The sequence below is a fragment of the Paenibacillus wuxiensis genome, assembly GCF_040195695.1.
Lineage (GTDB): Bacteria > Bacillota > Bacilli > Paenibacillales > Paenibacillaceae > Paenibacillus_B > Paenibacillus_B suaedae.
In genome coordinates, this window is the sequence record NZ_JBEFZI010000007.1 from 269358 (window position 1) to 288663 (window position 19306).

General features: G+C 49.7%; 18 protein-coding genes. 16 read left to right on the plus strand and 2 right to left on the minus strand.

Annotated features, from left to right (window positions below; all coding sequences use genetic code 11):
• The first annotated feature begins 10 nt into the window (after window positions 1-10).
• From hemW to deoC, 15 genes are all read left to right on the plus strand, one after another.
• On the plus strand, window positions 11-1213 hold the full coding sequence (gene hemW / locus ABN764_RS17640) for a radical SAM family heme chaperone HemW (RefSeq protein WP_446672657.1): 1203 nt from the start codon (window positions 11-13) through the stop codon (window positions 1211-1213).
• 444 nt (window positions 1214-1657) lie between these two features.
• On the plus strand, window positions 1658-2119 hold the full coding sequence (locus ABN764_RS17645) for an N-acetyltransferase (RefSeq protein WP_044356348.1): 462 nt from the start codon (window positions 1658-1660) through the stop codon (window positions 2117-2119).
• Between the two features lie 864 nt (window positions 2120-2983).
• Window positions 2984-4012 (plus strand): heat-inducible transcriptional repressor HrcA, encoded by a 1029-nt coding sequence (hrcA, locus tag ABN764_RS17650; RefSeq protein WP_021256828.1) that lies wholly within the window; start codon window positions 2984-2986, stop codon window positions 4010-4012.
• 26 nt (window positions 4013-4038) lie between these two features.
• Window positions 4039-5634, plus strand: a complete 1596-nt coding sequence (locus ABN764_RS17655) for a TCP-1/cpn60 chaperonin family protein (RefSeq protein ID WP_251482533.1) — start codon at window positions 4039-4041, stop codon at window positions 5632-5634.
• A 129-nt stretch (window positions 5635-5763) separates the two neighbouring features.
• Complete coding sequence (gene grpE / locus ABN764_RS17660; RefSeq protein ID WP_446672730.1) at window positions 5764-6330, plus strand: nucleotide exchange factor GrpE; 567 nt, start codon at window positions 5764-5766, stop codon at window positions 6328-6330.
• A gap of 101 nt (window positions 6331-6431) precedes the next feature.
• On the plus strand, window positions 6432-8270 hold the full coding sequence (gene dnaK, locus ABN764_RS17665; protein WP_021256825.1) for a molecular chaperone DnaK: 1839 nt from the start codon (window positions 6432-6434) through the stop codon (window positions 8268-8270).
• Between the two features lie 110 nt (window positions 8271-8380).
• Window positions 8381-9502: a molecular chaperone DnaJ gene (dnaJ, locus tag ABN764_RS17670; RefSeq protein WP_036592446.1), complete on the plus strand. Its 1122-nt coding sequence runs from the start codon at window positions 8381-8383 to the stop codon at window positions 9500-9502.
• Between the two features lie 257 nt (window positions 9503-9759).
• Window positions 9760-9957 (plus strand): YfhD family protein, encoded by a 198-nt coding sequence (locus tag ABN764_RS17675; protein ID WP_021256823.1) that lies wholly within the window; start codon window positions 9760-9762, stop codon window positions 9955-9957.
• Window positions 9954-10151 carry a hypothetical protein gene (locus ABN764_RS17680; RefSeq protein ID WP_021256822.1) on the plus strand — a complete coding sequence of 66 codons (198 nt, stop codon included), beginning with the start codon at window positions 9954-9956 and terminating at the stop codon, window positions 10149-10151. The genes ABN764_RS17675 and ABN764_RS17680 overlap by 4 nt, the downstream gene beginning before the upstream one ends.
• Window positions 10152-10311: 160 nt before the next feature.
• The gene (gene prmA, locus ABN764_RS17685; protein WP_446672658.1) at window positions 10312-11292 is read left to right on the plus strand and encodes a 50S ribosomal protein L11 methyltransferase; all 981 of its coding nucleotides are present in this window, start codon (window positions 10312-10314) and stop codon (window positions 11290-11292) included.
• A gap of 17 nt (window positions 11293-11309) precedes the next feature.
• Complete coding sequence (locus ABN764_RS17690; protein ID WP_021256820.1) at window positions 11310-11993, plus strand: site-2 protease family protein; 684 nt, start codon at window positions 11310-11312, stop codon at window positions 11991-11993.
• Between the two features lie 119 nt (window positions 11994-12112).
• Window positions 12113-12892, plus strand: coding sequence for a 16S rRNA (uracil(1498)-N(3))-methyltransferase (locus tag ABN764_RS17695; RefSeq protein ID WP_446672659.1), 780 nt, complete (start codon window positions 12113-12115; stop codon window positions 12890-12892).
• Between the two features lie 3 nt (window positions 12893-12895).
• Entirely contained in the window at window positions 12896-14236 is a 1341-nt protein-coding gene (gene mtaB / locus ABN764_RS17700; protein WP_021256818.1) for a tRNA (N(6)-L-threonylcarbamoyladenosine(37)-C(2))-methylthiotransferase MtaB, read from the plus strand.
• Window positions 14237-14421: 185 nt separating this feature from the next.
• Window positions 14422-14862 (plus strand): NUDIX hydrolase, encoded by a 441-nt coding sequence (locus tag ABN764_RS17705; RefSeq protein WP_174810366.1) that lies wholly within the window; start codon window positions 14422-14424, stop codon window positions 14860-14862.
• A 33-nt stretch (window positions 14863-14895) separates the two neighbouring features.
• Window positions 14896-15609 carry a deoxyribose-phosphate aldolase gene (gene deoC / locus ABN764_RS17710; protein ID WP_446672660.1) on the plus strand — a complete coding sequence of 238 codons (714 nt, stop codon included), beginning with the start codon at window positions 14896-14898 and terminating at the stop codon, window positions 15607-15609.
• Here the strand turns inward: deoC and ABN764_RS17715 are convergent.
• A complete protein-coding gene (locus tag ABN764_RS17715; protein WP_090511373.1) occupies window positions 15542-16507 on the minus strand; it encodes a Na/Pi cotransporter family protein in 966 nt (321 codons plus the stop codon). The genes deoC and ABN764_RS17715 overlap by 68 nt on opposite strands.
• A gap of 105 nt (window positions 16508-16612) precedes the next feature.
• On the opposite strand from ABN764_RS17715, the gene ABN764_RS17720 reads away from it, so the two are divergent.
• The gene (locus tag ABN764_RS17720; RefSeq protein ID WP_446672661.1) at window positions 16613-17995 is read left to right on the plus strand and encodes a class I SAM-dependent rRNA methyltransferase; all 1383 of its coding nucleotides are present in this window, start codon (window positions 16613-16615) and stop codon (window positions 17993-17995) included.
• 157 nt (window positions 17996-18152) lie between these two features.
• Here the strand turns inward: ABN764_RS17720 and ABN764_RS17725 are convergent, their stop codons facing one another.
• Window positions 18153-19130 carry a DUF1835 domain-containing protein gene (locus tag ABN764_RS17725; protein ID WP_446672662.1) on the minus strand — a complete coding sequence of 326 codons (978 nt, stop codon included), beginning with the start codon at window positions 19128-19130 and terminating at the stop codon, window positions 18153-18155.
• Window positions 19131-19306 lie beyond the last annotated feature (176 nt).

Here is a 19306-nt window from a genome sequence, read left to right on the forward strand (position 1 = left end):
GGGTCTCGCCATGCCGGCGAATCAACCTTCACCAGAGCAAGCATCAATACCGACACGTGCTCCACGCGCGGTATATATTCATATTCCATTTTGTACGAACAAATGCCATTACTGTGATTTTAACTCCTACGTACTGAAAGGACAGCCTGTTATGGATTATTTGCGGGCGATGGAGCAGGAGATGGCACATACAGTGGAGCAGTATCCTCCAGGCGTCATTGACACGATATTTGTAGGCGGCGGTACCCCAACGGTCTTGACGCCAGATCAAATGTCTTACTTCTTGGAGTCCGTTCGTAAGGCATTTCCGAACTGGAGTCCCTCGATTGAGTTCAGTATGGAATCCAACCCGGGTACGACGGATTTAGACAAGCTGCGGGCGATGCGAGACGGAGGAGTGAACCGGATCAGCTTCGGAGTCCAGTCGTTTAATAACGATCTTCTTCATGGCATTGGCCGCATTCATAATACGGATGATGTGTATCGCAGTATTGAGAATGCACATAAGGCGGGCTTCAGCAATATGTCCATCGACTTGATGTTCGGCTTGCCGAATCAGACGGTCGAAATGCTCGATCATAGTGTGACGAAGGCATTGGAGCTGAATTTGCCTCATTTGTCGATATACAGCCTGAAGGTAGAGGAGAACACTTTGTTCCATGCCATGTACCATCGCAATGAGCTTCCGCTGCCTAGCGAAGAGGATGAGCTGGATATGTATATGCTCATTATGGATCGGATGAAGGCAGCTGGATATGAGCAATATGAGATCAGTAATTTTGCGAAGCCTGGCTATGAGAGCCGTCATAACACCGTCTACTGGCGCAATGAGGATTACTACGGCATTGGTGCAGGTGCGCACGGTTATGTGAATCGGGGACGCCATCTGAACATTAAAGGCGTTAATCCCTATGTGGAGGCCTGCAAGCAGAGCTTGCCGAGACTCGATTCGTTCACCATTGAAGAGAGTGAAGCGATGGAGGACTTCATGATGGTGGGTCTTCGCTTGCTGGAGGGTGTGAGCAGCACACGCTTCGCGTCGCAGTTCAATGGGGCGCTGCTGGATAAAGTATTCTCTGATCCGATTCGCCGACTGTTGAAACAGGGATTAATCGAAGCTACAGATGACGGATACCGTCTGACGGAGCAAGGACTGCTGTTTGGCAATAATGTGTTCGGAGAGTTTGTGGGTACACTCAATGCGAAGGAATAACAGTTGCACGATACGATAGAAATGGTAGTCTCTAAACGGGCAACGGCATCGTAACCGTATATGTATTGTAGCAGGTACAGTAATAGATACAATGATTGATAAAACGAGCTTGAGAACATGGATTTGTTTCTCTTGCTCGTTTTTTTATTTGTTGTAAAAAGAGAAGGAATAATTCCGATATGGTGCCTGCCTGTAATAGTCGCTATGTCTGTAGAGGTATCATCAGAATCTGCTCAGGCCTCTCTTCGTTTACGTATTTTACATAAAGAGTAATGGACATGATGTTGCTTGAAGTCGCTAATATGGCGGTTACACATAAGGAAGAAGCAGGTAAAAATAGTCTTGATAATATATGCAGTTGGTTGTATATTAATACGTACATATTTTGGAGTCGATCAGAGATGTACATCCATAGATAGAGATTGGGTTGGAGGGACTATACTTATGGTAGCAACGATTCGCAAGGCAGATGAGAACGATATTGAATCATTGGCAGAGCTTATTCAATTTTATGCACAGCAAGGTATTATGCTTCCTCGTTCCAGAGAGGTGCTGGCGAAGCAGATTGAGCATTTTGTCGTTGCCGAATGGGAAGGGGAGCTAATTGGCTGCGGCTCGCTCTGCCAGCTTGGAGCTGACTTGGTTGAAATTCGCTCATTGGGCATATCGCCTGATTTTAAAGGGAGAGGCATCGGAACAATGCTAGTGGATGAACTGCTAATAGAAGCAAAGGCGCGAGCTATCCCCAAAGTTATGGCCTTAACCTATGAATCGAAGTTCTTTCAGAAAAATGGCTTTGATATTGTAGAAAAAGAGATCTTCCCAGAGAAGGTATGGACGGATTGCATTCATTGCAGCAAGCTCCATTGCTGTGATGAGATCGCAGTGATGAAGGTGCTGGATTGATTTGGTGAAGATCCGGAAGTGGTTATATTAGAGACCCTAAATCAGGTACAAAAGGACTGACCCCGTCAAGTAGACAGTACAAAAAATAAGAACCAATTAAGCGGTCTTGATCCTGAGTTCCATCGGACTGAGACCGTTTAACTTTGCTTGTAATCGTTCGTAATGTAAAAATGGATGTACGCCTGAGAAAGCCCTAATACATAGGAGACAACTGATTTATAATGAAGGTTGTGAGTTAATTTTATATTTGATGCACGTCTGGTTTCTTGTAAAAGTTCCCCGATTTTTTTGATGGCCGTAACTTCCAATCTCCTCCCCCCTTCCAATCAATTTATTACCTATATTTTACCATGTTATGAAGGTTAGAGTAAATTGTAGGATGACATTAGAAGCAAAGATAAGAAACGGAGTGAGATAATTCTTCCTCTCTTGTTTTGGGTGGTAAATAGGTTCGATTATAGAACTTCCTCTTCTTCGCATCTGGATTAATCAATGATACAAATGATTTTTAAGAATACACAATAAAATACTTTTACCTACTTAGAGAGGATAAGCAGTGTTTTTTACTTTATTAAATATTGTAAGGACACTAAACTCTTTCCCTAGTCTACTATTCAGGCAATTCAAGCCACTATATAATTGAAGATAAAGTCCTTAAGATATAGTGGCTTGGCAACAATCATAATATGTGCTCGACCAATAATATTGCTGATTACGGTTCTACATACAAAATAGGCACGCCCAAAGTACCGAACTGACTTGACAATGGTCTCGTCCGTTTGGTATTTTTGTATTAACGGTTAGCACTCGACGTTGATGAGTGCTAACGACTACAGCTAGAACATTCACGAGGAGGGAATGCGCATGTTGACGGAACGACAACGTATGATTTTGAATGCCATCATTGATGATTATATCCGTTTTGCGGAACCGGTGGGTTCCCGCAGCATCTCCAAGCGCGGCGATGTCGGATTTAGTCCGGCGACCATTCGCAATGAGATGGCCGATCTGGAAGAGCTCGGCTTTTTGGAGCAGCCGCATACGTCTGCAGGTCGCATTCCTTCCCAAAAGGGATATCGCTACTATGTTGATAACTTAGTCCAGTTGGATAAGTTGTCGAGTGAAGAGGTTGGCCGATTGAAATCCGCGTTCGCGGAAAAAATAACGGCAATGGAAGAAATCGTGCAGCATACGGCTTCGATATTGTCGCAGATGACGAACTATACGTCGATTGCGCTCGGCCCAGAAGTATTTGAAGCTTCCTTCCGCCATTTTCAGCTGCTTCCGTTGAACGAGGATACTGCAGTAGCTATTGTTGTTACCAATACGGGGCATGTTGAGAATAAGACAGTACCGATCCCTCCGGGGATCTCGGTGTCGGAGCTTGAGCAGGTTGTGAACTTGCTCAACGCGAAGCTCGTCGGTGTTCCATTATATAAGCTTCGTTCTCAATTATATACGGAGGTCGGCAATGAGATGGGCAGATACGTCTCTCATGTGCAAGAACTGATGACACTGGTTGAGAGTGTGCTCATCGGGGATGACAACCATCGTGAAGTATTCTTGAGCGGAACAACTAATATGTTGGCGCAGCCTGAGTTCAAGGACGTTGATAAGATTAAGACGATCTGGGAGCTGCTTGAGGAAACACCGACGCTTATCAAGGTCGTAGGCAGTGCGCCCACCGGTATCCAAGTCCGTATCGGGCAGGAAAATCCACATGAGGCGATTGCCAATTGCAGCTTGATTACGGCGACATATACGATAGATGGCCAGACGCTGGGAACGATAGGCGTATTGGGGCCAACTCGCATGGAGTATGCGAAGGTCATCAATTTGATGAATCATTTAACGAGTCAATTTGCGTTGCTGCCGCAGCGCTGGAATAAATAACGAATCAAGGTAAAGGAGGCGTCGTCATGACTCAAGCAAGCGGACATGTGCAGGAGACCGATGAGCGTTATGCGACGCTTCTCAATAATGCAGGGGCTGTTCGTGCCTTGTGCGCAGCAGTAGAAGGAACGCTAGGTCCCAAGGGTCTTGATGTCATGCTCGTTGGGGGGGACGGCGAGGTCATTATTACGAATGACGGGGTTACGATTCTAGAGAAGATGGACGTATCCCACCCGGCTGCCAAGCTGCTCATTCAAGTGGCGCGTGCACAGCAGCATGAAGTTGGCGATGGCACGACTACGGCTACCGTCCTTGCAGGTGCATTGGTACAAGAGGGAGTAGCCCAAGTCACACGCGGTGTTCCAGCCGCTAAGGTGGTTACAGGACTTATGCATGGGGTTGCGGCCGCATGCGAGGAACTTCGCCATCGCGCGGTGCCGCTTAGCGGATGGAGTGATGATCGGCTCCATCGCGCTGTACATATAGCAGGACGAGAGCAAAAGGATATTGTGCAGCTCGTGCTTGAAGCCGGACAGGCGGTAGGCTGGGAACAGCTAGGACAAACGAATTATCGGTATGCAGACAGTATTGTCGCGCATGAGAAGGCAGAGAATGAATGGTTCCACGGTGTAATGCTCAAGCAGAAGCCGCTGCAGCGGGATTGGCTGCCAGAGCGATTGAACTGCCGGGTACTCGTATTGCAGGACAGCTTGGAGCCAGTGGCGCTTGATGAGCAGCTGCTGACGACGGAAGCTGGCTTCCAGCAGTATATGGCGGAACAGGCTCGTTTCATGCATATGCTCGAACAACTTAACGAGCTTGGTGTAGGATTTATCGTACTGGAGCGCGGTATTCATCCCGATGCGGAACAATATTGTCTGGATCACGATATGATGGTCGTGCAGCGCGTTAGCCGCGAGGATATTATGCGCGTCTGCCGGCTAAGCGGTGCCAAGCCGCTGAAGCGCACAGCGCTTGCGAAGCAGCGCAGCGAGCTGGAGCCGCTGCTCGGGCGCACCGCCTGCGCTCGCTACGATGAGCGCCTGGAGCGCGTACGGCTGTATGCCCCGGCACCGCCGGGCCACACAGCCCGGAACGCCGAAGCCGGCTCCGTCCCGGATCCAGCTTCGGCGCCGCAGCGCCCGCAGGTGACGCTCATCGTCGGCGCAAGCACGCGCGAGGTGGTGGGCGAGCGAGCACGCATCGCCCAAGATGCCGCCTCCGCGCTGCAGGCCGCCATTCAAGGCGGCGTGCTTCCTGGCGGAGGCACGACAGAGGTAGCGCTCGCCTATCGGCTGGAGCGCTACCGCGAGAGTGTGCGCGGCATGGAGGCATTCGGCATCGCTGCCGTCGCACAGGCACTGCGCAAGCCAATGGCACAGATCGTGCTCAATGCCGGATTCAATCCGCTTGAGAAGCTGGAGGAGGCGCGCGCGGCGCAGCTTGCCTCGAACAATGATGCAATCGGCATTGACTGCGATTCAGGAGCATTGCTCGATTATGCACAGGCGGGCATTTATGACCCGGCAGCCGTGAAGCTGCATGCTTTGCGTGCTGCAGGAGAAGTAGCCGCAGCGGTGCTTCGCATCCATACGGTAATTAAGATGAGAGCACAATCCTGATTGGAGAACGCTCGCCTGAGCTAAAACTAGGTAACAATGTATATGCAACTATAGATAAAAGTATTGAACTACGAAGGGGAGGTGAAGGGGTTGAACCCAGAAAAAGAAGAGAACATCGCAACTGAAACGATGAATGAAGAGGCGGCACAAGCTGCCCATAATCATACAGAAGACATTCCTGCTGCTGATAACGCGACAGCGGAGTCCAGCGAAGGGAATACTTCTTCGAGCGAAGGTGCAGTGGAGGATGCTGAGCCTGCCAAAGCAAAAGCAGAAGCAGAGGAATACCAGCAGCGCTTCTTGCGTGCGCAGGCAGACTTCGATAACTTCCGCCGCCGCACACTGAAGGAGAAGGAAGATCTCGCGAAGTATGCTTCTGCGAAGCTCGTTACCGAGCTGCTTCCTGTGCTCGACAACTTCGAGCGCGCACTTGCAACTGAGCAAGCGGCGAGCGAAGCTGAATCATTCATCAAAGGGGTAGACATGATCTTCCGCCAGTTGGGCCAAGTGCTGGAGCAGGAAGGTGTGAAGCCGATGGAAGCTGTCGGCCAGCCTTTCAATCCAGAATTCCATCAAGCGGTAATGACAGTCGAAACAGATGAATTTGAAGAAGGCACTGTAGTTGAAGAACTGCAGAAGGGCTACTTGCTGAAGGACAAAGTATTGCGTCCGGCAATGGTCAAAGTTAGCGGATAACGTGAACGTACAAGCCGGATTACACGGCCAATGTATGAGCACATCACATTAAGAAATTCATGATAAATGAGAATCGAAGTTAGTTAGAGGAGGATATATTCATGAGTAAAGTAATTGGTATTGACTTAGGTACAACAAACTCTTGCGTTGCGGTTATGGAAGGCGGCGAAGCTGTCGTTATCCCGAACCCAGAAGGTGCGCGCACAACCCCTTCCGTATTAGGTTTCAAGAAGGATGGAGAGCGCGTTGTTGGTGAAACAGCGAAGCGTCAAGCGATCACAAATCCTGATCGTACCGTGATCTCCATTAAGCGTCATATGGGAACAAACCATAAAACATCAATTGATGGCAAAGACTTCACACCGCAAGAGCTTTCCGCAATCATTTTGCAAAAATTGAAATCCGATGCAGAAGCTTATTTGGGTCAACCGGTTACTCAAGCCGTAATCACAGTTCCTGCATACTTCAACGATTCCCAACGTCAAGCAACGAAGGACGCTGGTAAAATCGCAGGTCTTGAAGTTCTTCGTATCGTCAACGAGCCTACAGCGGCAGCACTTGCTTACGGCGCAGACAAAGAAAACGATCAAACGATCCTCGTATACGACTTGGGCGGCGGTACATTCGACGTATCGATCCTTGAGCTCGGCGACGGCTTCTTCGAAGTTAAAGCGACAAGCGGCGACAACCAATTGGGCGGCGACGACTTCGACCAAGTTATCATCGATTACTTGGCTGCAGAATTCAAGAAAGAGCATGGCATTGACTTGGCTAAAGACAAAGCAGCTGTGCAACGCTTGAAAGATGCTGCTGAAAAAGCGAAAAAAGAATTGTCTGGCGTAATGACAACAACAATCAGCTTGCCATTCATCACGGTTGTTGATGGAGTGCCTCAGCACTTGGAAGTAAACTTGACTCGTGCGAAGTTCGAAGAATTGTCTGAGAACTTGGTTGAGCGTACACTTGGCCCAACTCGCCAAGCGATGCAAGATGCAGGCATGACTCCTGCTGACATCGACAAGATCGTTCTTGTCGGCGGTTCTACTCGTATCCCAGCGGTACAAGAAGCAATCAAGAAGCTTACAGGCAAAGAGCCTCACAAAGGCGTTAACCCGGATGAAGTGGTTGCACTTGGTGCAGCCGTTCAAGCTGGCGTATTGACTGGCGACGTGAAGGACGTTGTATTGCTCGACGTAACACCATTGTCCCTCGGTATCGAAACAGCAGGCGGTGTATTCACGAAGATGATCGAGCGCAACACTACGATTCCTACAAGCAAGTCGCAAGTGTTCTCGACTTATGCAGACAACCAAACGAGCGTAGAAATCCATGTGCTTCAAGGTGAGCGCTCCATGGCTGCTGACAACAAGACACTTGGCCGCTTTATGCTGGCGGATATCCCACCAGCTCCACGCGGCGTGCCACAAATCGAAGTTAGCTTCGATATCGATGCGAATGGTATCGTAAAAGTATCTGCACAAGACAAAGGTACTGGTAAGACTCAAAACATCACAATTACTTCCTCCAGCGGCTTGAACGATGAGGAAATCGACCGCATGATGAAGGAAGCAGAAATGCATGCGGAAGAAGACAACAAGCGCAAAGAAATGGTCGAAGTGAAGAACAGCGCTGACCAATTGGTATACACAACGGAGAAAACAATTAAAGACTTGGGCGACAAGGTCGACCAGGCTGAAGTAGATAAAGCAAACGAAGCAAAAGAAAAAGTGAAAAAAGCACTCGAAAGCAACAACGTTGACGAGATCAAAGCAGCAACAGAAGAGTTGACGCAAATCGTACAGCAGTTGTCTGTGAAGCTGTATGAGCAAGCTGCTCAAGCTCAGCAAGCAGCACAAGGCCAAGAGCCAGAGCAAGGCGCAGCGAAGAAAGACAACGTCGTTGATGCTGATTATGAAGTCGTAGACGAAGACAAGAAATAAGCTTTTCGATGGTGAGGTCAAAGCCGGGAGCACTCGGCTTTGACTTTCCTTTTGCAGTGAATTCGTATAGTCTTCTATAGAGGTATGCTACGAAAGCGTATGGGGGTGGAATAGTGGCGAAACGAGATTATTATGAAGTGCTTGGCGTTGCCAAAGGTTCTGGCGACGACGAGATTAAGAAGGCGTATCGCAAGCTCGCACGCCAATATCACCCGGATGTCAACAAGGCCGCGGACGCAGAAGACAAGTTCAAGGAAGTCAAAGAAGCGTACGATGTGCTAAGTGACAATCAAAAACGGGCAATGTATGACCAATACGGTCATGTCGATCCGAACCAAGGTATGGGTGGTGGCGGAGGCGACTTCGGCGGATTTGGCGATATCTTCGATATGTTCTTCGGCGGCGGTGGCCGCAGCAAGGATCCGAACGCGCCTCAGCGTGGCGGAGATTTGCAGTACACGATGACGATCGAATTCAAGGAAGCTGTATTTGGCAAAGAGATGGACATTACCATCCCGCGTACCGAGCAATGCGACACATGCTATGGTTCTGGAGCGAAGCCGGGAACGAAGCCAGATGCATGTACGACTTGCCACGGAACAGGACAGCAAGAAGTCGTGCAGAATACGCCGTTTGGCCGCATGGTCAACCGTCGTGCATGTTCGACATGTCAAGGCCGAGGCAAAATTATTCGTGAGAAGTGTGGAACTTGTCACGGTGCAGGTACTGTGAAGAAGCAGCGCAAAATTCATGTCCGCATTCCTGCGGGTGTCGATGATGGCGCACAGCTGCGCATGAGCGGAGAAGGGGAAAGTGGACTTCGCGGCGGGCCGAGTGGGGATCTGTATATCGTAATCCGTGTGAAACGCCACGAGTTCTTCGAGCGTGACGGGGACGATATCTATTGCGAGATTCCGCTTACGTTCGCGCAAGCAGCGCTTGGCGACGAAATTGAAATTCCGACGCTGACGGAGAAGGTGAAGCTGAAAATACCGGCTGGTACACAGACGGGCACGTTCTTCCGCCTGCGTAACAAAGGGGTTCCTCGCCTGCGCGGTTCCGGTCAAGGCGATCAGCATGTGAAGGTTGTTATCGTGACACCGACGAAGTTGTCTGACGAGCAGAAGGAGCTGCTTCGCCAATTCGCGGAGAAGAGTGGCGAACATCCGAACTACGGCGGGAATGAAGAATCGTTCTTTGATCGGATGAAGCGTGCTTTCCGCGGAGATTAACAATAATTTCATACAACTGCGATTGGCCGATTTGTCTATACCATTTATCATTCATGTATATGTTCATAATTTCGGTCGGAGCATAGAGAAGGATCACAACGAACGTATTGAGATTTTCAATGCGTATGTTGTGATCCTTTTTATTGTTTCTTAGAGAACTATGTACAACTGTATTTAGGCCATATGTATAATCTGATGGGAACTGACTCAAGTTATGGAGGAGATATATTGATGACGAACCCGAAGGAGGCGCACCGATGAACAATTTCCATGATACGCATAACCGCCCCTCAAGCGCTTACAGCGAGCAGGCAGATGCGGACGTTAATCAACAGGTTGTCCCAGCGGACGGCAAGTTTGAGGATGTGGAATTTTCGTATGAAGAGGCGGATCGCGATGACTTGAAGGCATTGGAGCGTGCGAATCAGGCCGATGAGCGTGCGGAACAGTCGTGACACGCATAACAGCTACTTTTGAGCATGCTTCGGCTGCAGATGTATGTGAGCGCAAGCTGGAGGCATTAAGAGGGCAAGACATACGTATTACGGCAGGCGACGACTATTACATGGTCAGCGCGGATGTTGAAGAGGACGTGCTGGATCGGGCCTATGCGCTCATCCGCGACCATTTAGGCGAAGCCTCCAAGTGAGCGCCGACAACTGAATAATGCGTTGAATGAATCAACATAAAGAGGCAAAACTCCACAGCGATAGCGCTCCTTAGTGAACGCTCGTTGTATGGAGTTTTGTTTTTGTGTACAATAAATAGAATGTGTAGCTATTTTAAGATGTATAGGAGGATGTACGATCGTGCATTGGCATGAATTAACGATACATACAACCGAAGAAGCAATTGAAATGATATCGAACTTTTTGCATGAGGCTGGCGCTGGGGGCGTGACGATTGAAGAATCGGGGACGCTTAACAAGCAGCGCGATACTACGTATGGGGAATTGTATCAGTCTCCGCTGAACGATATCCCTGAGGGACAAGCAGTCGTACAAGGATATTTTGCAGATGGCACGGATTTGAAGGAAGTCGAAGCAATCATTCGTGAGCGGATTGAGGAACTCAGAAGCTATCAGATCGATCCGGGTGAAGCTCTAATTTCGTGGAAGACGGTTCATGAGGATGACTGGGCAAATGCGTGGAAGCAGTATTTCAAGCCAGCGCGTGTTACAGAGCGATTGACCATTAAGCCGACATGGGAGTCCTACACGGCGCAAGAAGGTGAGCAGATTATTGAGCTGGATCCAGGGATGGCATTCGGTACGGGAACACATCCGACGACCTCGCTCTGCTTGCGTACCTTGGAAAGTGTCGTACAAGGCGGAGAAGATGTCATTGATGTTGGGACAGGCTCAGGCATATTGGCAATTGGAGCCTGCAAGCTTGGCGCCAAGCATGTGCTTGCGATTGATCTGGATCCGGTTGCGGTATTAAGCGCGAAGGAAAATACCAGCTTGAACGGTCTTGCCGATGAAATAACAGTGCGAGAAGGCGACCTGCTTAGTATTATCAAAACGAGCGGTACCGATGAGGAGCAGGAGCTTGGCGTGCAGCTTCCGGTTCAGATCGTAGTAGCCAATATTTTGGCGGAGATCATTCTGCTGTTCGTCTCGGATGTCTACGAAGCATTGCAGCCAGGTGGAGTTTACATCGCATCAGGCATTTACAAAAATAAAGAAGACGTCGTGGAGCAGGATTTGCTCGCGAAAGGCTTCATTGTTGAAGCGAAGCACCGGGAAGAAGACTGGATTGCATTCGTTGCGCGCAAGCCGTTTGAATAGAGGAGAGGGGACAATTTATGGATTTTCTAAATAGCCTGCTGGTAGTCAAGCTGGAGTTGCTGCCCTTTCTCGTACTGTCACTGTTGATTTCGTTCACTGTTCACGAATTTGCACATGCTTACTCCGCATGGAAATTTGGTGATCCGACAGCGAAGATGCTTGGCCGCGTCAGTTTGAACCCGACGAAGCATATTGATTTCCTTGGTATGCTGTTGTTCGTCATCGCTGGCTTCGGATGGGCAAGGCCTGTTCCAGTCAATCGGGACAACTTCAAAAAGCCGCGTGCAATGGGGATTGTTGTATCCGCAGTCGGACCGCTCAGCAACTTGCTATTAGCGTTCATTGGTACATTGGTACTTCATCTTGGATTTAAATTGGGGTTTGTCGATGTGGGATCTGGGAATCGGATCCACTTGGCATTATTTTATTTCTTGTCCTTCTTGATCTCGAACAATGTCCTGCTGTTCTTGTTCAACTTAATTCCACTGCCGCCGCTTGACGGCTATCGCATAGTGGAAGATTTGGCGCCGGCTCATGTACGTTCCCGGCTGCAGCAGATTGAACAATGGTCGATCTTTATCTTCTTGATTATCGTGTTCATCCCTGTGTTGCGGGATAAGACACTAGGGCCTTTGTTCAGCTTGATCCAGCCGATCATGAGGGAGATGTCCCGAGCAGCTATGTTCATCGTAGGCAGTTAAGAATGCCCGCACAGCAAGCTGTCCACGCTGTCTAAGGAGTATCCAGAATACGAGTGAAAAATGTTGACAATGCTGGCGAATGCCGCTTAAAACGTGTATGATGAGGAATGTTGATTACGATGCAGAAATATTTTGTGCCCTCCGCGCAGTTCGGAGATCAAAGCATACAAATTACGGGCAATGATGCCCACCATATTATGAACGTAATGCGCCTCAAGCCTGGAGCTGAGATATTGGTTAGCGATGGGGAGAAGCGTGAGGCGGTCGTCGTGATTGAGCAGTGTGGTGCGGATGGGGTAGAAGCTCGAATTGTCGAGATGCGGGACTTCGACCGAGAACCGGCCGTACAAGTAACCATTGCGCAAAGCTTGCCGAAAGGCGATAAAATGGAACTTATCATTCAGAAATGCACGGAGATTGGTGCCGTGCATTTCATGCCGTTCATCTCAGAACGGACAGTTGTTCAATACGACAGCAAGAAGGAAGCGAAGCGCTTGGAGCGTTGGGGCAAGATTGCGAAGGAAGCAGCTGAGCAGTCTCATCGGAATGTTATCCCGACGATCGCAACATCAATGAACTGGAAGGCCTTGACGGCCCAGTTCGCATCCTATGACCTTGTTCTTATCTGCTATGAGGATGAGCGAGGGACGATGCTGCGCGACGTATTAGAAGCGTTCGCACCTACACAGGGCGACATGCAGGGAAGTATGGCGAAGCAAGCTCGAATGATGGTTGTCATCGGGCCTGAGGGTGGATTTGCTGCGCAGGAAATTCATTCCGCTGTGGAAGCTGGAGCACGATGTGTCAGCTTAGGCCGCCGCATATTGCGAGCAGAAACGGCAGGAATGGCTGCATGTGCCTGCATCATGTATCAATTCGGAGAAATGGGGGGAATGTGAACGATGCCATCAGTAGCATTTTACACATTGGGCTGCAAAGTCAATTTTTACGATACAGAAGCGATCTGGCAATTGTTCAAAAATGAAGGCTATGAGCAGGTCGACTTCGAGCAGACGGCAGATGTATACCTGATTAATACGTGTACCGTAACCAATACAGGCGACAAGAAGAGCCGTCAAATCATTCGTCGCGCTGTGCGCCGCAATCCTGACGCAATTATTGCGGTAACAGGATGCTATGCGCAGACATCGCCTGCGGAGATTCTTGACATTCCAGGCGTTGATCTCGTTATCGGCACACAGGATCGTGAGAAGTTGATGGATTACATTCGTGAGCTGCATGAACAGCGTCAGCCTATTAATGCGGTACGCAACATTATGAAGACACGTGCGTTCGAGGAGTTGGACGTGCCTGATTTCGCAGAGCGGACGCGTGCGTTCTTGAAGATTCAAGAAGGGTGCAACAACTTCTGTACATTCTGTATTATTCCTTGGTCGCGTGGTCTATCCCGCAGCCGTGAAGCGGAGAGTGTGTTGAATCAGGCTCGCCAGCTCGTAGCGGCAGGCTACAAGGAGATCGTACTCACAGGGATTCATACCGGTGGATACGGCGACGATATGGAGAACTATGACTTGACCGATCTGCTGTGGGATTTGGACAAGGTAGAGGGGCTTGAGCGTATTCGTATCAGTTCCATTGAAGCCAGCCAAATTGATGATCGCATGATCGAAGTACTGAACAAGTCCTCGAAAATGTGTCGTCATCTGCATATTCCGCTTCAAGCGGGCAATGACGAAGTATTGAAGCGTATGCGCCGCAAATATACGACACAGGAATTCGCGGAGAAGATTGCTCGTATTCGCGAGGCAATGCCGAATGTGGCGATTACGACAGACGTCATTGTAGGCTTCCCAGGTGAGACGGATGAGCATTTCCGTCAAGGCTATGAATTTATGAAGCAAGTGGGCTTCTCTGAAATGCATGTATTCCCGTATTCGAAGCGTACAGGTACTCCGGCTGCGCGCATGGAGGATCAAGTGGATGAAGAAGTGAAGCATGCTCGCGTTCATGAGCTGATTGATCTGTCTGAACAAATGCAGCTGGAATATGCACAGAAGTTCGTTGGAGAAGTTGTCGATGTGATTCCAGAACGGAACACGAAGGGCGATGAAGGTGCTGGCATGCTGATGGGCTACTCGGACAATTACCTTCAAGTAATCTTCGAAGGAGATGAGTCCTTGATTGGCCAATTATGCCGTGTGAAAATTACAGAAGCGGGCGTGAATGAGAATCAAGGTATTCTTACACGCGTTATTGGCCAGGAGCCAAATGTTGCTTCCTAATCGCCTTGTCTAACCAGGATAGGCTATTGGAAATAGAGAAAAATGCAATAAGCTAGAGAACGAAACAACCGAAACTACTGAATAAAGAATCGAGGAGGATTCTCCGCTCAGCAATGGCTGAATGGATGAAATCCTCTTTCTTTTCGGTTAGGATATATACATAGGAGTAACGAACATAAATGGAGGTGCGCACGATGAAGGAAGTATCCGCAGGAGGAGTCGTTTACCGCAAAAAAGGAGAAGGAATTGAGATCCAACTGATCCAAGATCGGTATGGCAAGATTTCGCTGGCCAAGGGCAAGATGGAGGCCGGAGAGACGATTGAACAGACGGCGTTGCGTGAAATATGGGAAGAGACGGGGATTCATGGACGAATCGATACCAAACTCGATACCATTTATTATCAATATGTACAACCACAAGCGGGTACAATTGATAAAGAGGTGCATTATTTCCTCGTTGAGGCAGAGGAAGGCAAGCTTCATGCGCAAATTGAGGAAATTCGCAGCGTAGAGTGGTACAGTCCGCAAGAAGCGTGGGAGAAGCAGCGTGAGTTCGGATATGATAACAACGACCACATCCTGCAAAAGGCATTTGAGGAATTGTCCATATCCGTAAATCTTTAATTCTCTGCACATTGCAGGAAGGAGAGAGTTTGCATGACGGATCAGCTTCAATTGGCACCATATATCGATCACACCCTGCTTAAGCCGGAAGCGACAGCGCGCGATATTGAGAAGCTGTGTGCGGAGGCGAGCCGATATCACTTCTACAGTGTGTGCGTGAACGGAGCTTGGGTATCCGCTTGTCGCGATCTACTGAATGGAACCGGCGTGAATGTGACGGCGGTATGCGGGTTTCCATTGGGAGCTAGTGCCAGTCAAGCCAAGGCATTTGAAGCGGCTCGGGCGGTAGAGGACGGGGCTGCTGAGATCGATATGGTGCTGCAGATTGGAAGCCTGTTAAGCGGAGATCTGAAGGCTGTTGAACAGGATATCGCCCAGGTTGTCCGGATGGTTGAGGGGCGCGCGATCGTCAAGGTCACCTTGGAGACAGGCATTCTCCATACAGAGCACAAGATTGCGGCATGCAAAGCATCGGAAGCGGCTGGTGCCCACTTTGTCAAAACGTCGACCGGCTTCGGCAAGGGCGGGGCAACGCTGGAAGATATTCGTCTGTTACGGGCACATGTACCTGTGCATATGGGCGTTAAGGCTTCCGGCGGCATTCGGGATACCGCCGCAGCGCTCGCAATGATTCAAGCGGGAGCAACGCGCATCGGAACGAGTTTCGGTATTGCAATTGTTAACGGATCCGGTTCCAAACCGGCAGGTAACACAAAGGCAGGGCCAGGAGGGAACTTGCAATATTAAAAATGGTCTGGGCGTGTGCAATTTGACCGGCGGCGTCGGAGCCAAATACGGCGCTAAGCTGTCCGATCTGGCTGATAAAAGGATAGAATAGGACAGCGCCGCCAATGTTCAGCACGACATGGGTCCAGGCGACGAACTGTCCGCTTCTTGTCCCGCCAAGTGAAGCAATTACGGCTGTGAAGCAGGTGCCAACATTAGATCCAATTGCGATCGCTATGCCAACTTCAACGGGTAATGCCCCGGTAGCTGATAATCCCATGGCCATTGCAATAATAGCTGCACTGCTGTGCACGAGTGCTGTTATGACGACGCCCGCTGCCAGCGCCCAGAGCAGACTGTCGCTTGATCGTTCCAAGAACCAAGTGAATAGTCCGCGCTGCTGCAGCGGCTCACTAATCTGCTTCATCCATTCAATGCCGAGCATAATGAAGGCGAAGCCTGCCGCGGCAAGGGAGCCGAATTGGAGCGGCGGCCACCAAGAGGCGATGCGATGCAGCAGCTTAGGCTGATATTCGTCGGCCAATGCCCCAATGAACCATCCGGCTAAGGACAGGAAGAGGAGGGGCTTGGCGAATTGGCTTATATTTAGACTAATCAACTCGGTTGTCAGACAAGTGCCGATATTGGTGCCTAGAATGATGCCGAGCGTTCGGGAGAAGTTCATAATACCGGCATTGACCAGACCTATCGTAATGACCGTTATGGCCGTGCTGCTCTGCAGTACGGCTGTCATGCCTGTGCTGAACAGCATTCCATGTATAGGGGTGCGGGTAGAACGGTGTAGAAACCGCTGCAGGTAGGGGCCAGCCCAAGCATGCAGGGCAAGCTCCATCGTTTTCATTCCGAATAGAAACAGTGCCAATCCGCTAAGGAGCGGGAACCAAATTTCTTTAAACATGAAGGGCTCCTTTGTCATCCATAATTCGCCGCAATAAGCTATTCCATTCTATGCTTGCGAGTGGACAACCATGACATGCCATTGGAGCTGAGAGGAGAACTGTAATTGAATAGGCCTTATGTGAAATTAATCCGTTCGCGGAAAAAGAGAATTGAACGCTCCCATCCTTGGGTATATCAATCAGAGATTGAAACAGTCGAAGGAAATCCTCAGCCGGGGATGCTTGTCGATGTCCAGAACGCTCAGGGGAAATACATTGCAACAGGCTATTATAATCCTGCCTCGCAAATTACGGTGCGTATCGTATCCTATGAGCCAATTGAAGCAATGGATGAAGCCTTCTTCAAAGAGCGAATCGAACGTTGTGTTGCCCATCGTCAGCGCTTCTTGCCTGGAGCCAAGGCTTATCGCCTCGTATACGGCGAAGCAGACTTTCTGCCAGGACTTATCGTGGATCGCTTTGGCGATGTTCTCGTCGTGCAGATTGTAACGCTGGGGATGGATGTCCATCGGGAAGCGTTGGTGGCAGCCCTAGTCGATGTCATGCAGCCCCAAGGCATCTACGAGCGCAGCGATGTGCCAATTCGCGAGCGTGAGGGACTTGAACTGAAGACAGGTGTGCTGTACGGAGATTGTCCGCGCCATGTCCAAGTGGAGGAGAATGGGCTTATCATTGAGGTTGATATCATAGAAGGACAGAAGACAGGCTACTTCTTCGACCAGCGTGAGAACCGCGCTTCCATTGCGCCGCTTATGACAGGCTGGGGAGCTCGCAGCGGCATCCGCATGGGTGAAGTAGAGGCAGAGGATGGAACCGTGCAGAACCTGCCTCTTAATGCGAATGGCAAGCCGGTTACGTTCCCGTGGTGGGATGGAGCAACGGTGTTGGAATGCTTCTCTCACACAGGAAGTTTCACGTTGAATGCTTGTAAATATGGGGCCAAGAAGGTCACTTGTCTCGATATTTCCGAGCATGCGATCGAGAGTGCGAAGCGCAATGTCGAACTGAACGGTTTTACAGATCGTGTCGAATTTGTCGTTGCGGATGCCTTTGCCTACTTGCGCGAGCATGTTCACGGCTTGGAGGAGCGCACGCAGCGGGCGAGCGGAGAATCCGGTGCGAAGAAGGTAGATACTTCGAAGCCGATGACTGCTGGAGGCGGTCGTACGTGGGATGTCGTCGTGTTGGATCCTCCGGCCTTCGCGAAGACGCGAGGCGCTGTCGAAGGCGCGTATCGCGGCTATAAGGACATCAATCTGCATGGTATGAAGCTAGTAAATGAAGGCGGCTATCTTGTGACAGCAAGCTGCTCCTATCATATGCGTCCGGACATGTTCATGCAGTCGATATTGGATGCAGCCCAGGATGCAGGCAAAGTGTTGCGCCTTGTCGAATGGCGTCCTGCCGGCAAGGATCACCCGCAAATTGCGGGAGTGGATGAAGGCCATTATTTGAAGTTCGCCATCTTCGAGGTTCGATCGAAGTAATCTTTCTAAAGTATCGATTGGATAAATGAAGAATAAACAAGAAAAGCGCCATTCATTGCAGACAGGTTTGGGATCGTCTGCAATGAATGGCGCTTGCTGTATTTATGGGATAAAGTCAGCAGTTAGCATATATTTGAGTTTCTTCGGTTTCTTCACTCTATGCTCTTATTCCAGCTGTCGATCGGGTAATAAATGCGCCGCCAAGCCAGCGTCCATATCCACCAGACTGAGCCCAGTTGAGAGTGCCATCCAGTACCTGCTGGCCGCTTTTGGTTAAGAGGAGGTGACCAGCATCGGCTAATGGAGACTTGAGAGGTTCCGGCAAGGAGGATGAAGAGGGAGATAGCTCAAGCAACGGAGCTTCTCCGCGGGTCATTCGGCGCAGGTATCCCCAGAACTGCATATCCCCAAGTCCGTATTGCGGCAGTTGATTGCGAATAATCTCGAAGCACTTCTGAAATGTAACAGCCCCATCTTGAACAGCGCCTAGCGTGGATCGCTCGACAATCCCGATTCCATCCTGTGTTGAGGGGTAACGGGAGAGGTGGAATTGAAGCGCTTCCGTAATAGCGCAAAATGGAGCAGGGATACTGCTTGATTCCTGAACCCATTGTGCAATTTTCAGTGGGTTTGGACTTGTATACGCAATCCAAGCAGAACGCATCCATTCGATGCGCTCAGCGGATAACCGTATGGCGGCATCTCGATAAGGGGCCAACTGCTCTCCCGTAAGCACCCCAAATCCGAGATAGCGATCATGTTCAGCAATGGAGGTGATGTCGATCCAATATAGCTTGGCATGCGCATTCTCTTGTGTCAGGCGATCTACTAAGCGGAGCAGCATGGTGATGTCGAATAGATCGTGTTCGAACCATAATGCAATCTCTTGAGCAGGCAAAATATCTGATTTCCACGTGCGTTCCTGTTCATTCCCTCTTTGCAAAAAAACAGTGGAAGGCAGCCCGCACATTCGCTCCAATTGCAGCGCTCGATAAGCCAGATACTGCTCAAGCCTAGCGTATACGGGGCCTTCGGTCAGCAGCTCTGAATATACCCATACCTGCTCATTCCACAGCTGTTCGGCGACTTTGGTGAGCTGCATGGCAGTACAATCTCCATTGACAATATGTATCATGACAATCAGCCTCCTTATTCGAATAGAGGGTAGGTTGAACATGAGCCTCGCCTTCGATTACGAAGTTACGTGATGCACTGCAACTCACAAGAAGCAGATGGCGAATATCGGCATCGTTTCCAAACATGTGTTCTATCGCTAGTTTGAAATATGATATAATGAAACCTAATGCTAGA

What these genes read in the sequence shown, in the direction of transcription:
- hemW (WP_446672657.1), top strand. Translation starts at nt 11, where the DNA reads ATGCCGGCGAATCAACCTTCACCAGAGCAAGCATCAATACCGACACGT.
- ABN764_RS17645 (WP_044356348.1), top strand. Translation starts at nt 1,658, where the DNA reads ATGGTAGCAACGATTCGCAAGGCAGATGAGAACGATATTGAATCATTG.
- hrcA (WP_021256828.1), top strand. Translation starts at nt 2,984, where the DNA reads ATGTTGACGGAACGACAACGTATGATTTTGAATGCCATCATTGATGAT.
- ABN764_RS17655 (WP_251482533.1), top strand. Translation starts at nt 4,039, where the DNA reads ATGACTCAAGCAAGCGGACATGTGCAGGAGACCGATGAGCGTTATGCG.
- grpE (WP_446672730.1), top strand. Translation starts at nt 5,764, where the DNA reads ATGAATGAAGAGGCGGCACAAGCTGCCCATAATCATACAGAAGACATT.
- dnaK (WP_021256825.1), top strand. Translation starts at nt 6,432, where the DNA reads ATGAGTAAAGTAATTGGTATTGACTTAGGTACAACAAACTCTTGCGTT.
- ABN764_RS17675 (WP_021256823.1), top strand. Translation starts at nt 9,760, where the DNA reads ATGAACAATTTCCATGATACGCATAACCGCCCCTCAAGCGCTTACAGC.
- ABN764_RS17690 (WP_021256820.1), top strand. Translation starts at nt 11,310, where the DNA reads ATGGATTTTCTAAATAGCCTGCTGGTAGTCAAGCTGGAGTTGCTGCCC.
- ABN764_RS17695 (WP_446672659.1), top strand. Translation starts at nt 12,113, where the DNA reads ATGCAGAAATATTTTGTGCCCTCCGCGCAGTTCGGAGATCAAAGCATA.
- mtaB (WP_021256818.1), top strand. Translation starts at nt 12,896, where the DNA reads ATGCCATCAGTAGCATTTTACACATTGGGCTGCAAAGTCAATTTTTAC.
- deoC (WP_446672660.1), top strand. Translation starts at nt 14,896, where the DNA reads ATGACGGATCAGCTTCAATTGGCACCATATATCGATCACACCCTGCTT.
- ABN764_RS17715 (WP_090511373.1), bottom strand. Translation starts at nt 16,507, where the DNA reads ATGTTTAAAGAAATTTGGTTCCCGCTCCTTAGCGGATTGGCACTGTTT.
- ABN764_RS17725 (WP_446672662.1), bottom strand. Translation starts at nt 19,130, where the DNA reads ATGATACATATTGTCAATGGAGATTGTACTGCCATGCAGCTCACCAAA.